Origin of the sequence: Halobacteriovorax sp. CON-3 (genome assembly GCF_043196995.1) — a bacterium.
Lineage (GTDB): Bacteria > Bdellovibrionota > Bacteriovoracia > Bacteriovoracales > Bacteriovoracaceae > Halobacteriovorax_A.
Map to the genome: position 1 here is coordinate 424,665 of NZ_JBEBNA010000001.1, position 14,205 is coordinate 438,869.

Consider the following 14,205-nt stretch of genomic DNA (forward strand, 5'->3'; position numbering starts at 1 on the left):
ACACATTGTCACTTAATTGATACATCTCTCTTATTAAATCGCCAATTTATAAGCCAATTTGAGAAGAGAGAGTAGACAATGTTTAAAAAATCCCTACTAGTTTCACTTTTACTACTTAGTAGTATTACTGCCCAGGCATACGACTTCAATGTTCGTGCCTTCATGGTTTTAGACCTAATGACACTTGAGAAGATCGGTGGTAACAGCACTCGTGCTGAAATGGGTTACGGAACAGCAGATATTAAAGTTTATTTCAACCACGAGCAGTGGAGCGCCAAATTCAAACTTGATATCGATGCAACAGAAGAAGCTGGGACAACAGTTGACCTGATGGAAGAGGCCCTACTTACTTACCGTTTCAATAATAATTGGAAGCTAACAGGTGGTAAGGGTAAAGTTCCTTTCTACACAATGCACTTTGGTATCACTGAAAGAAACCTAATGGACGGTGGATACCTAACACAAACATACTCAGGAATGAGAGCTGGATACTTCAAAAGAAAGTATCTTCTAACTCTTCGTTATGGTGGTTGGAGACAAGGTCAAACTCACGATGTGACTTTCTTTGGTTCAAATCAACAAGCAAGACGTGACAGAGATAATCAGTCGATCCCATACCTTGGTGGAGATCCAACATCTGAGCTTTCTTACGATACAGAAAGAACATTTAACACAAACTTCCAAAGAGGTTTTGCTTATAAGGGACGTTTTAACCCATCTCAAAATCATGAAATCATCTTTGGTGCTTTCACTTACTGGCGTGATATTGATCCTGAAGCCGATCACGGATACTCTGTTGCTTACCAATTTGAAAATAATAGCTGGGCATTTTGGACAGAAGCTCTTTACGGATACTTCTCAAAGCACCCTAATGATCGCTATGCAACTCTTAAGCAAGAGACTTATAACGCTCAAGCAGGTTTCATATATAAGATCGATGACAAGTGGGCGGCAGGGATCAACGCTGAGTACTCATTTGTTTACGACCTAGCTCACGATAAAGCCGATTACTCTGCTGACCCAGACACAGGTTTCGGACAGTCGAGATACAATGACGGAAATATCAGTAGAACAACGATCTACAAGCTGGATATCGGTGCACAATATAAGCTATCAAGAAAGGTACAACTTAATGGTGGTTTCCTTGTTGAGCGCCAATACAGAGAAGAAACAAATACATCAACAGATGGTAATGCGGACGAAACGAACGGATACGCAATTAACTTCTCACTAAGTACTTGGCTTTAGGCCCAGTACTTAGAGCTTAAAAGTTTTACTTATTTAAGTTATCTTAACTAACAATCAATACGATACATCTCCTAAAATGAATTAATTTAGGAGGTGTTTCGTGGCCATCGAACAATTTATCATAATTTTATTTATTGGTGCCATCTCTGGCTGGCTAGCAGGAAGTCTCTACCGTGGAGAAACCTTTGGCCTTGTGGGTAATATCATTGTGGGTATTATGGGCTCCTTCGTAGGAAGCTTCACATTCCACCTGGTAGGCTTTGCAAGTTACGGGCTTATAGGAAGTATTGTTATCTCCACCATCGGCGCTATCGTCTTCTTAGCGACTCTCCAGCTTTTGCAGAAGTTGTGATGATATCTTTTAATTATCTGGTAGACTATTCGCAGACCTGTGACTAAAATACGCCACATGGGCCTAATGTTTATATTTCCAGTATCAAAAGAAGAAAAAGATCGTATCACAATCAACGAAGAGGGTTTAACTCTTAAGACCTATGGACTACCGATGGTTTTTTGGGGCTACCTTCTAGCAGCTGCAACAGTCGTTATTGCCATGTTTATTGGTGTTAAAGGACCGATGATTAAGCTATATAACACAGGTGATAGCATCAACCAGGCACTGGTTATTGCGGTTGCGGCCACACTATTTCTTATCCCTTTCATCACACTTTCTTTCTATATGTATGAGAAATTTATTATCAAGCAAGATGATAAGCTTGTCCTAAAGCATAGACTTTTCTTTATCCCAATCTATAAGAAAACTTATAAGCTTGCGGCAAAGGATGCTTTTTCAATTGACCACTTCATGGACTCTCCAAATGTGGCAAAGATGAAGCAAGATCCAACAATGCGTGGTTTTGAAAATAAGGGCTACTTTCAACTTTTTGCAAAGCTTGAAAATGGAAATTATATTTTTGTGGATCGTTCAAATAGAAAAGCAGACCTGAAAAAGATTCAGGCCCTGCTATCAGAATTTTAACTGGATTTTACTCGCTATCGTCTTCTTTGTAGTTTTGACGAATTGTTTTAGGGCGGCGACCACCACCAAGGCGTTTTTCTTTTGAGCTGTCGCGTCCATCACGCTCCCAGTGGTTCTTCCATTCCTCTTTCTTAGAGTTCTTTTCTTCCCACTTTGCTTGGCGCTCAGTCATAACCTTTTCAACTTCATCTTTCTTTCTTACTTTGAAGTTTCCAGATTGCTTAAGCTTTGAAAGTTTCTCATTAACAACTTTCTTATTCTTAGCTTCACGCTTGGCCTCAACACCTGCTTTCGTGTGCCCTGACATATCCACAGTAACTTCACCGTTAACGAGTGTCTGACAAGACATACGCTCTTTAGTGATGTGGAATACATTCCCTAAAAGTTTTTGCTCAACTTCCGTCGGCTCATTTAGGTTATCTGCTCCAGCAGTGATTCTCACAATACAGTCAGTACATGTACCGTGTCCTCCACAACTAGAGTTAACATAAACTCCATTCTTTTTCAGATGCTCTAATAGAGACATCTCATCATCAACGTAAATTGTCTCATTTGATGGAGTAAGATTAACTTTGAACATTTTAAGCCTTCATTAAATTTATTGAGAACGAATAACTCGATTAAACGGTCTTCTTGATCTTATTCTCAATGGTTTCTAAAATTTTTCCTTTAAGAGGCTTTAGCATAAAAGATAGGTCAAGATCAACTAGACAGTAAGAATCTTCAAACTTTAGCTTCAATTCAAAGCCTTTTCCTTTAGCTTGCATGGAAAAATTACCATCATCTGTTGTGACATCAGCCTTTACATTGAATTTTGCCACGTACTCAGGCGTCACGGCCTGCTTTCCTAGATTATAAGCTTCCTCTTGATTTGAGGCCTGACTATAGTTTACCTTTAAACTCATCGAAATAATCCTTATTGTATTGGTTTGTTACTTAGTTCCTGTTGAACCGAAGCCTCCGGCCCCTCTTTCAGTATCAGTCAACTCATCCACGGCCGAGATTCTGGCCTGCCAAACAGGTGCCATAACCATCTGAGCAATACGCTCACCATGCTTAATGATGAAGTCTTCCTTTCCGAAATTTCCAAGAATGATCTTAACTTCCCCGCGGTAATCACAATCGATTGTCCCAGGTGAGTTAACAACAAGTAGGTCTGTCTTAAATGAAAGTCCTGAACGAGGTCTGATTTGAACTTCATATCCATGAGGGATCTCAAAGCTTAAACCTGTAGGAACAAGAACACGAGCACCTGGAGCGATAACAAGGTCATCTTTGTTCTCAAGGTGAGCACGAAGATCTGCTCCTGCAGCTCCAGTTGTTTCATATTGTGGAAGATCGAAGCTAGAGTCGTAATGCTCTAGCTTCTTAACTTTTAAATCAACTACTCTATCGATCATAAGTCTCAATCTGCCTATTAGTCTTTTTTGTCACCACGTGGCTTTCTGTCACCGCGAGGTTTTCTGTCACCTCTTGGGCGACGATCACCTCTGTCACCGTCTCTCGACTCACGTGGCTCGCGCTTAGGAGCATCTTTTTGTGCTTCAGCTTCAGTTTTTCCGTCTTTTCTCTTAAGAGCTTCAACTGCTTTGATAGAAAGCTTAGCGCGTCCCATTTTATCGATTTCAAGAACCTTGATCTTAACTTCCTGACCTTCATCTAGGTAGTCAGCAGCATCAGTGATTCTCTCTTCAGCGATTTCAGAGATGTGAACAAGTCCACCAACACCAGCAGCGATATCAACGAATGCACCGTAATCTTTTAAAGATGCAACTTTCGCTTCGTATACTTTTCCAACTTCTGGTCCATTCATTTGTAGAGCAACTAGTGCCATACACTCATCGATTGCTTCTTGGTTAGTTGAGATGAACTTAGTTGTTCCATCTTCATCAATCTCGATAGTAAGATCGAAATCTTCTTGAAGCTTCTTGATATTCTTCCCACCAGGACCAATAAGGCCACCGATTTGATCTTGCTTAATTTGCATAGACTTCATAACAGGAACACCTTCTTTAAGTGTCTTTCTTTCTACGCTAATCGTTTTTGCCATTTCACTTAGGATGTGTAGACGACCTTCACGAGCTTGTGCCATTGAAGTCTCAACGATTTCTTTTGTAAGACCAGTGATCTTAATATCCATTTGAATTGCAGTAATACCTTCTGTTGTACCTGCAACTTTAAAGTCCATATCACCTAGGTGATCTTCGTCACCAAGGATATCTGTAAGGATTTTGAATCTCTCACCATCAGTTACTAGACCCATTGCGATCCCTGCAACCGGAGCAGCTAGAGGAACACCAGCGTCCATAAGAGCCATTGAACCAGAACAAACAGAACCCATTGAAGAAGAACCATTTGACTCTAGAACCTCACAAACAAGACGAGTTGTATATGGGAAGTCTGTAGGAATTACTGCTTTAAGAGCACGTTCAGCAAGGTTACCGTGACCTTGTTCACGACGTCCAACACCACGTACACCACGTGCCTCACCTACTGAGTATGGAGGGAAGTTATAGTGTAGGTAGAATTGATCTTCACTTGTTCCGATAATACGATCACTCATTTGAGCACCTTTGCTACCACCAAGTGTAACAGCGGCCATTACCTGAGTTTCACCACGTGTGAATAGAGAAGATCCGTGTGGAACTTTAAGAACATCAATTTCTGTTTCGATTTCACGTACTTCAGCAAGACCACGTCCAGCAATACGCTTATCTTCGTCTAGGATATCTCCACGAAGCATTTCATACATTAGCTCATCAACACCTTTGTATGCTTCTTTTCCAAAAGCTTCGTCTTCAGCAAGACCAAATGCTGCAGGATCCGCCGCCATTGCGTCTTTAACTTGAGCTTCAATCGCTTTAACAGCTTTTTGTCTTTCAAGTTTATCTGTAATTTTTAGGGCCTCACGCGCAGTTGCCGTGTAGTCTGTTCTAATTTTTTCTAGCATTGTTTCGTTAGCAGCAGCAGAAATGAATTCACGCTTTTCTTTACCAACTTCTTTTTGAATATCTTTAAGGAATGAAACGAAACCTTCGATTTCTTTTTGTCCAAAGAAGATTGCATCAAGAACATCTTGCTCAGGAGCAACTTTCGCTTCCCCTTCAACCATAAGGATTGCATTGTCACTTGCTGCAACAACGATTTCCATATCAGACTCTTCCCACTTATCGTGGTCAGGGTTGATTACGAATTCACCGTCAATACGCCCAACCTTACAAGTACCAATTGGACCAGCAAATGGGATATCAGAAATAGTTAGAGCTGCAGAAGCACCAAGTGCTGCTAGAACCTCAGGGTCACCTTCTGGTGAGTAAGAGATAACTGTACAAGAAATAACAGTATCAAACATATATCCATTAGGGAAAAGAGGTCTAAGTGGTCTATCAATTAGACGAGCATTTAGAGTCTCACCTACTGAAGGGCGACCTTCTCTTTTTAGGAATCCACCAAGGAATTTCCCTGCTGAATAAAATTTTTCTGTGTATTCAACTAGAAGTGGAAAAAAGTCTTGTCCGTCTTTTACTTGAGTTGCAGATGTAGCAGTAACTAGAACTTGTGTACCGCCACTAGATACGATAACTGATGCGTCAGCTTGCTTGGCCATACGTCCAGTTTCAATTGTAACTTCCTTACCACCAAAGTTGTAAGTAAACTCTCGTTTGTTGTTTAACATAAATAACTCCATTTATATTTTTGAATGTCTATATTAAGAAATGTGTTAGTTGGAATGTATGTGAGAAGAAATCCAAAGAATATGAAAATCTAAAACCACCGAAATCAGCATGTTTTTAAATTTTAATATCCCTTAAATCTCAAACTCTCCTCTTAACCATTTCCGTACTAAAATTTTAACTTTTTAAATAAAAAAAAGGAAGCATAAAGCTTCCTTTCTTTTTATTTGGTTTACTTTCTAAGACCAAGTTTCTTAATAAGTGCTTTGTAGCTTTCTTCGCTGTTAGTAGCTACATACTTAAGAAGACGACGACGACGTCCAATCATCTTAAGAAGACCACGGTTAGATGAGTAATCGTGGATGTGTGAACCAAAGTGAGCTTTTAGGTTGTTGATTCTTGTTGTAAGAATAGCAACTTGAACCGCTGCACTTCCGCTGTCTTTTTCACCTGCACCAAATTCTTTACCAAATTCAGCTACGATGCTTGCAGTTTCTGCTTTTGTAATCATAATTTTCTCCGTACTTACCCAAAACCGAGCAAGGAAGTTATTTTCCAGGCCAAGTGAGGGGCGCTATAATTTTGAGCATATTATCTTATAATTTCGCTCATGTAAACCTTTAAATTCTCGAGCAAACGGGCCTCAATTTGGCGAATTCGCTCTCTAGACACCCCGTAATCGTCAGCAATGGACTGGAGTGAGCGCGGAGCATCATTTAAGAGTCTCTCACGAAAGATTTCTCGGTCCCTAGGCTTTAGGCCTTGAATGAATTGGTCCAGATTATCTTGTAATAATTTCAAGGATTGCTGAAATTCAATATCCTCAGCAAAGTCACCAGAATCAGGTAGCAGATCACCCATTGTTGATGATGACTCTCCCACAGGAGTATCGATGCTGACTTCTGAGCCACCTTCACCAAGGCGCATATCCATCAGGGCCACGGCCTTCTCGCTTACATCAAGGTTTTGAGCAATGGTCTTGTGGTCGGGTTTAATCCCCTGGGCCTCGAGGCGTTCTTTTTCACGCATGAGGTTATAAAAAAGCTTCTTCTGTTCATTAGTTGAACCGAGCTTAACTAACTTAAAATTATCGAGAATGAACTTCAAGATATAAGACTTAATCCACCAAGAAGCGTAATAAGAGAGCTTGGCACCCTTATCTGGCTCAAAGAGTGAGACGGCCTTCATTAAGCCGATATTTCCCTCTTGGATAAGGTCCATCACATTGGCATGAGCACTGCGATATTCCATGGCAATCTTAACCACAAGGCGTAGATTTGAGACAACAAGCTTCTTTGCCAGATCAATATCCCCTGATTCACGAAATTGCTTAACGAGTAGCTTTTCTTGTTCAGGTGAAAGGAGTTCGTAGCGAGAGATCTCTTTTAGGTATTGATTAAGTTTATTATCTAGCTTGGAAGGAACCGGCAGGTTCGAAGCAATGGCCGGTAGTGTCTCTTGAATCAGCTGGACTTCTTCATCAATTGTCAGCTTCTTTGGGCCGATATCAACGTAGTCGCCTTCCTCATCAGATATTGAATGAGGAGTTACGATAAGATCGGAATCTTCGACAGATGGAAGAACCTCGACATCGAACTTTGGTTTATTATTGTTTTTAACTTTTGCCATTAAGGCTATTTATCATTTTTTGGCTTCGACGGCCATAGAATCGATATTATTTAGGGTTTCTAAGGACTTAATTTCATTTAAGTCCCTTGTTGATAAATCAGTGACAATCCTTTTATTTCGTATTGCAACAAGAGCAAATGGAGCAATACGGATGTTAACTCCAATCTTTAGTTGCTTTGCTTCATCACCTTTTGGCAGCTCGATATAGTCAATAATATCGAATTGTCTAATAAGTTCATCGGTCATCACTTGAGTGAGATCTGCATTTACAGAGAACTGCATTAGGGTATTTTTAATATCCTTATAGTCATTTTCAATATAGAGACTTAGACGTTTTTTTAGCTGTTCAACTTTCTTGTCGTCATTTCCAACATGAGCGATTTTGTACTGCTCATAAATCCACTTAATATCAGTACGTGGAATATTGATATCGAAGTGGAGATTAATCATATTAGTTACATCACTGGCCTTATCAAATTCACCATGAAGAACATTGAAATTTATTTCAGGAAAGCTTTTGCGATAAACAAAGTAGTTATTTACTTCTTTATCAACTTGCATAACGAGAGCTTCCTCGTAAGAAAGTTTTTTAGAATTTGATTTTAAATAATCAAGGGCCCAAAAATCCCATAGGCCATCATTTGATAAAGAGATATAATCTTTGATCGTTTTTGAATCATGTGTCCAAACGTTAAAATCAGGCACTCGTGTGACGAGGGCCAAGAATTGACCAATAAGGCGAGGCTTTTCATCCTTAAATTCATCAAGCGCTTTAACAAATTCGCTATCAACCTCAGTGGAGTACTTTGGTGATGAGAAACGAAATTTTTCACAATAGGCCAGTTTATAATCAAAATTAAGATTAGCTGAACCAACTGGACGAATAATATCTTGTTGAATTTTGGAGATGTTTTTTGGGCGACAGATTTGATTTCGGCAAAGGGCCCCTTTTTTGTCTGAGAGCTTATCTTTAAATGCATATGTATCAAGTCCACTCAGTTCGCGAATGATATAGCTCATGACAGCAGATGAAGATAAGAAATTTGCAAGCTTTCTTGGGTAATTAACTTGGCCCCCCCATGAGCATGCGTATGAGAAAATACCAGTGGTGTAGTATAACTCATTAACTAGAATTTCATTTTCACTTTGTAGTTTATTTAACTTATCTGTATAGAGCTTCTTTCTTTGATCAATTGGTAAAAAGATTTGGCCTTCGTCTTTAAAGTAGTTTTGGAAAAGATATTTAATTAGGCGGTGGCCCATCAATGTAATATTTTGAGAACATTTTGAAACGAGAGAGTTAACAAGATTGTCATATTGCTCACTATCAAATTGAAGCTTCTTGGCATAGGTTGCAATGGCCTGCATCGAATAATTCATCATCTTATACTGAAGTGTGGCCATTATTGTTCGGTAGAACTCGTCTCTTTCTAGGCCATTATTGAAGTAAAGTTTTGCACTATTTTCACGACAAAAATAATCAAGCTTTTCATCTTCGAGATAGAATTTTCGGTAATTATTTAGAAGGTCGAAATTTTCTTTTGAATTTTTAACACGAGATTGCTCAATAGACTTACCAAGATTATCAAATATTTTATCTCCTTGTTTGTTAAGAACAAGAGAATCAGCTGATAGTGCTTGTAGCGATATCATTGCCAACAATGGGCAGGCCAACAAACGTATATACTTTAAGAATTTTGCAAAAACATCCATGTAAAATCCATTTAAACTTTCGCTTAAGTTATCGGAATTATTCCCGAAAGGTTTAATGGGAAATTTAAAAGAATTAAAATATGAAAATAATTTCACTTAAGGCCATTCTCTTACTCATAAGCTTATCGTTATTAAGTGAAGTCATTCGTGCGCAATCTAATGCAAATATTATTTCAAGGCAGGCCAAGCGTGAGCTAGATCCACCTTATAATATCTATCACGAAATTGAGGCCGCTTACTTCAATGAAGGGCTACAACTAGATGATCGCAAGGATTTTCTTGATCAATTGAGGGTTGCTAAATCCCTTTTAATTGATGGCCATTCCAATGATGCCATCCTTGTTCTAGAAAAACTTTCGGCCAAAACAAATAGTTATAAGAAACAACTTCTCATTAACCGCTTCCTTGTACTTGCATACTTCTCCGATGCACGGGCCAAGGAGACACGCGAGACACTGGCCTCCTTACAAGATAACGCCTCTTGGTTTTATCAAAATTGTACAATGAGAATGGTGAGTGCCCTTTCAATGCCAAAAGAAATGAATGAGAAAATTGAAGAAATCTTCAATAATTGCATTGTCAGAATTCACAACAAGAATCCTTATCAGGACAATACTTGGCTTAACCTTGTCTTAGAAAAGCGCCTTAAAGGTTATGTTAGATCAACACGAATCAGAGACCTAATGGCCAGCAATAATATCGATATCATAAAAACAGTTCTTCGTTATGGTATCTTTTTTAAAGAACACGAAAGAGTTTTAAAACACTATGGAACAATACCAGTTGAATTCTATGCAGACCCAATGCTTAGAACACTAGTTGCAGTTAATCTTTATAACGCTGGAAAGTATGATCAAGCATTAAAACTTGCTCAATCAATTGATAATACAAATACAAATAAAATTAAAGGCCACATGGAGATTCATAAAGATGATATCAAGACGGCCTACTCTCACTATATATCAAACTTAATTCAAAAGCCTGAATCAATCGTAAATAATAAGCTCATACTTACCACAGCATGGCTTAGTGGGAATTTTAAGAATGCTCGAATCGCACTTTCAAAAATTCCATTATCAAACTCACTTTCTCGTGAAAAAGAACTTTTAAGAATCAATATTCTTATCAAAGAGGGAAAGTTTAAAGAGGCCGTTTACCTAATGAATAATCTGGATATTCGTTATAACAAGCGTCTACCTTATGAGGCAGCGATTCTTAGTACATATTTAAAATTATTAAATAATGATCAAAACTGGATTCAGCTAAGTGATAAGTCATGCCTTAACAAGAATATCATCAGTTGCTGGCTGCATATGCAATCGAAACTATGGGATAATTTTACAACTGAAGTGATTCGAAAGGATCAAAAGATGGAATCAAAAACGATACAGGATCGACTTGAGTCCATGATTACAGCACCAGCACAAAAGAAATTTAATGAGCCAGTGCTTATTTATCAAAAAGATATTTACGAACTAGACTTAGCACAGTACCCAGACCTTGGGCACTGATCTCGTTAGAACGAATAGCGATAACCAAAGTTAATCATCGCGCCACTCATATCAACATCGCTGTCATTACCGCCACCAGAAATAGAGAAAGAGTGTGTTAAATACTCTAGCTCAGCGAAGACGAAACTATAACGATTAAGCCAATAATCAAGCTTACCTCCGAAATAAAGGCCCATACCACTTTCAATATCAAAGCCATCATCAGCATTGGCCAAGCTATACTTAGCACCAGCTTTAGCAAAGAGGTCTAGCTTTTTCAAATTAAGAACCTTAACGCCAAACTCTCCGATAAAATTGGTAAGAGTTGCACTGACAATACTAGAAGTAGCATTTAAAACAATAGGCTCTTCATCAATTGAAAGCTGTCCACTAACGTAGAAGATCGAACCAAATTGATAATCGACACCAAGATTCATTTGATAGAATCGTTCAATATTATTTGAAAGACTTGAGCTCGCAAAGTTTTCATTCAATAGTCTAAACTTGGCAAATGGACGAAAGCTTCCATTACCCATAAGGGCCAAGCTAAGCTCAACCCCCCTCTTGCCTAATTCGTAATCACCACTATCATAGCCGAATGTATGGCCCTGATTCACAAGAGAGAGCCCTACAATATTTGAAGAGAATCTTTCGGCCGTCGTCATTTTCTTTCCACTAACACTCTTATAGCTTGCAAGAAGTAAGTTTGATTTTAAGAGGTCATTTAATTCACTTTGTTTTTGAATTGACTCATGAGTGTTATTAACAACAAGAAATCCGCGGTTTGGATCAAGTGTAAGATTCTTTGGGGAAATAAAATTCCCGTTGGAGCTGTTGATACGTCCAATTTCTCGTGCTTCATAGACACGATAATTCTCATTGAAGGTCGCATTCTTTTCAGGTGGAATATAAATACCAGAAACCAGATCAACTAATCCACCGGCCTTTGGCGCATACCTTTTTTGTGAGCTTGAATACTGGCCACGGTATGAGCTTCTCTGCTCAGCAGGTTTGAAGAGATTTTCAGTAAGTGGATAAGGAGATAAGTTAATTTCCTCACTATCAGTATCTTCTGAATAGACTGTCATATCTAAACGATTATTAGGATAAAGTTTTGATAGCTGTAGCGGATTTAACTTAACAGGCATGGAAACAGGCCTTGACTCGTGAAATGTAGCACTATATTGGCCACGTGCAACTGTTGCCACGTCCTTTAATTTTTCACCAAAGAGAACATCATTAATCTCTTTGCTAAAATTTCTGATTTCATTATTTGTACGAAATTTAAATTTAATTTTTTGTTCATTAAGACTTCTTCTAAAAACAAGTCTTTCCCCCGCACTGAATTTATGAGAGCGATTGATTCGCTTCATATTTGCTTTACCAGTAAAAGTCAGTGTTCCAGTTACGTTATTATAGATATTGTAGAGAACAAGAGAGTCAGTGTCTTCAAGGCCAACAAGAGCGCTATTAGTTCTTACAAAAATACGATCAAAGCGAGAGTCCCTAACCTTTCTTTGTTTCTTAACTTTAAGTCTTATGATCCCAGCGTGAAGTGAGACAAAGTCACCTTCAGGTGCATTGATAAGCTCAATTGTAACCTTTGAATTAGGCCCAATGATAAGTAAATCACCACGTTCATTTGAAAGTCGAGCATATGAATTATCTTCAGTAATAATAAGAGTGTCTTGAGAAAGATTTATATCACTAGTGATTTTAGTTGCATCTATTTGGCGTGATTGATTCTTACTTATCAATGAAATATCACCACGTCCTGAATTAAGCTTTATTGCAGCTAATGTTTGGATTGAAACACAAAGTGATAAAACAAAGAAAGTACTTTTTAAAAGCATGTATATTCCTAAATTGACTTAAATTCTAAAATTTCTAATATTGAAAGTTACTTCAATTTTACTTGAAACTATTTTTAGGTCAACAAGCAATATAGACAACTCATTAATAAAGCGACTACTTATCTTCTTTAAACTCAACACCATCAAATTGATAAACAATAGACTTATCTTCCACAACAGTTGTGATTGAAACAGGTCTCTTCCAAATCTTATAGATATTTGCCATCGTATCTTGGGCCTGAGTTAAGTCTAGATCGACACCCTGGTGAACATGGCGAAGCAGTAACTCTCCACGGTTCTTATGATTAGCAGATTCGACCTCTATTATTGGAGAACCAAAATTCGTTAGTTGATTTAGAAGCTTTGCCTTAATTTCTTTGAAGTCACGTGTTTCGATCTCATTTCGGCCAGTGCGTGAGTTATACTTGTAAGTGAAAAGCTGCATACGGTTGCAAAATTCTTCAGTAAAGAACTCATCGATAAAAGTAATATCGTTATGAGTACGTCTTACTTCAAAAATCTTTTCGCGTCCTTTATTCGTTTCAATATGCCAATTCTCTTTCTTGTGTAGATCTGTACACTCTTGGTATTCTTTACCAAATTTTCCAGTATCCCAACGGTACTCAATATCGCGCATCAGCTCAATACCGATTTTATATGGATTAATATTTTGCTTACTCATGGCCATAACACCAGAGTGAATATCTGCAAAATCAATAATCTCAGAACTATTCAATGCCTTCTTCGTTAGGATCTTAGAGTGCCAATAAGAGGCCCATCCCTCATTCATAATTTTTGTCATTCTTTGAGGTAGAAAGTAATACGCTTCCTCTCTAAGAATACCTATGATATCCGCTTGCCAATCTTCAATTGGAGCATGATCGATAAGAAATTTCATGATATCACGTGTGCCGCGAATCTCTTCATCTAATAGCTCTAGAGGCGTCTTTTTGACTTCGTCCTTACCTTCTTCAAGTCCAACTCGTCCCATTTTAGAATTCATGAAAGAGCGCAGAACTTGCGAGCGATCATCTTTGAATTCAAAATCCTCGTCGGCCGATGTTTTTTGTTTTTCTTCGCTTTGGAAAAGAACATTAACATCCAGTAAGTTTTCAAAAGAAAGAACTGTATCAATGAATTCTTCCACACGATCTTGGCCATACTTATCCATGTAGCGACGTACTTTTGTCCCATGATTGGCCATAACATCCATCATGCGACGATCTGTTCCTCTAAACCAAGCGTTATTTTTAAAGAAGTCAGCATGGCCATAAACGTGGGCCATAACTAGCTTTTGATCAACATAACGATTAGAGCTAAGAAGATAGGCATAACAAGGGTCTGTGTTAATCACAAGTTCGTATATTTTTTGAAAACCGTATTTATTACCTTTAGCAAGGCGGTCATACTCTAGACCGAATCTCCAATGAGGATAGCGTGAAGGAAATCCTCCATTTGCGGCAAGAATACAAACTGTATCATAGTCACAAACTTCGAATACAACAGGATAGAAATCAAGTCCGTACTCGACTGCATAGCCGTGTACTTCATCTCTTAATCTTGCAAGTTCACCACTTAGTGGTTTTGTTCTTTCCATACTACTTATTACTGGAGTCACG

The 14,205-nt window shown here is 38.4% G+C and carries 12 protein-coding genes and 1 pseudogene; 4 read left to right on the forward strand and 9 right to left on the reverse strand.

Annotated elements, in window-relative coordinates; genetic code table 11:
• The first annotated feature begins 78 nt into the window (after positions 1–78).
• From ABMA72_RS01960 to ABMA72_RS01970, 3 genes are all read left to right on the forward strand, one after another.
• Positions 79–1,248, forward strand: a complete 1,170-nt coding sequence (locus ABMA72_RS01960) for a hypothetical protein (protein ID WP_392860808.1) — start codon at positions 79–81, stop codon at positions 1,246–1,248.
• 100 nt (positions 1,249–1,348) lie between these two features.
• Positions 1,349–1,600, forward strand: a complete 252-nt coding sequence (locus ABMA72_RS01965; protein WP_021266560.1) for a GlsB/YeaQ/YmgE family stress response membrane protein — start codon at positions 1,349–1,351, stop codon at positions 1,598–1,600.
• Between the two features lie 66 nt (positions 1,601–1,666).
• Positions 1,667–2,227 (forward strand): hypothetical protein, encoded by a 561-nt coding sequence (locus ABMA72_RS01970; RefSeq protein ID WP_392990121.1) that lies wholly within the window; start codon positions 1,667–1,669, stop codon positions 2,225–2,227.
• 7 nt (positions 2,228–2,234) lie between these two features.
• Here ABMA72_RS01970 and ABMA72_RS01975 read toward each other — a convergent pair whose 3' ends face one another.
• The 7 genes and pseudogenes from ABMA72_RS01975 to ABMA72_RS02005 form a co-directional block, all read right to left on the reverse strand.
• The gene (locus ABMA72_RS01975; RefSeq protein ID WP_392860812.1) at positions 2,235–2,807 is read right to left on the reverse strand and encodes a 2Fe-2S iron-sulfur cluster-binding protein; all 573 of its coding nucleotides are present in this window, start codon (positions 2,805–2,807) and stop codon (positions 2,235–2,237) included.
• A 40-nt stretch (positions 2,808–2,847) separates the two neighbouring features.
• Positions 2,848–3,132: a hypothetical protein gene (locus ABMA72_RS01980; protein ID WP_392860814.1), complete on the reverse strand. Its 285-nt coding sequence runs from the start codon at positions 3,130–3,132 to the stop codon at positions 2,848–2,850.
• A 27-nt stretch (positions 3,133–3,159) separates the two neighbouring features.
• Positions 3,160–3,627 (reverse strand): dUTP diphosphatase, encoded by a 468-nt coding sequence (gene dut / locus ABMA72_RS01985; protein WP_392860816.1) that lies wholly within the window; start codon positions 3,625–3,627, stop codon positions 3,160–3,162.
• A gap of 188 nt (positions 3,628–3,815) precedes the next feature.
• Positions 3,816–5,903: pseudogene (gene pnp / locus ABMA72_RS01990) on the reverse strand (polyribonucleotide nucleotidyltransferase); the annotation flags it as partial.
• 230 nt (positions 5,904–6,133) lie between these two features.
• Positions 6,134–6,412 (reverse strand): 30S ribosomal protein S15, encoded by a 279-nt coding sequence (gene rpsO, locus ABMA72_RS01995; protein WP_392860817.1) that lies wholly within the window; start codon positions 6,410–6,412, stop codon positions 6,134–6,136.
• 80 nt (positions 6,413–6,492) lie between these two features.
• Positions 6,493–7,530 (reverse strand): RNA polymerase factor sigma-32, encoded by a 1,038-nt coding sequence (locus ABMA72_RS02000; protein ID WP_392860818.1) that lies wholly within the window; start codon positions 7,528–7,530, stop codon positions 6,493–6,495.
• 12 nt (positions 7,531–7,542) lie between these two features.
• Positions 7,543–9,243, reverse strand: a complete 1,701-nt coding sequence (locus ABMA72_RS02005; RefSeq protein WP_392860819.1) for a hypothetical protein — start codon at positions 9,241–9,243, stop codon at positions 7,543–7,545.
• 80 nt (positions 9,244–9,323) lie between these two features.
• On the opposite strand from ABMA72_RS02005, the gene ABMA72_RS02010 reads away from it, so the two are divergent.
• Positions 9,324–10,754 carry a hypothetical protein gene (locus tag ABMA72_RS02010; RefSeq protein WP_393055780.1) on the forward strand — a complete coding sequence of 477 codons (1,431 nt, stop codon included), beginning with the start codon at positions 9,324–9,326 and terminating at the stop codon, positions 10,752–10,754.
• A gap of 5 nt (positions 10,755–10,759) precedes the next feature.
• Here the strand turns inward: ABMA72_RS02010 and ABMA72_RS02015 are convergent, their stop codons facing one another.
• On the reverse strand, positions 10,760–12,586 hold the full coding sequence (locus ABMA72_RS02015; RefSeq protein ID WP_393055783.1) for a hypothetical protein: 1,827 nt from the start codon (positions 12,584–12,586) through the stop codon (positions 10,760–10,762).
• A gap of 115 nt (positions 12,587–12,701) precedes the next feature.
• Positions 12,702–14,183, reverse strand: coding sequence for a SpoVR family protein (locus ABMA72_RS02020; protein ID WP_392860824.1), 1,482 nt, complete (start codon positions 14,181–14,183; stop codon positions 12,702–12,704).
• Between the last annotated feature and the right edge of the window lie 22 nt (positions 14,184–14,205).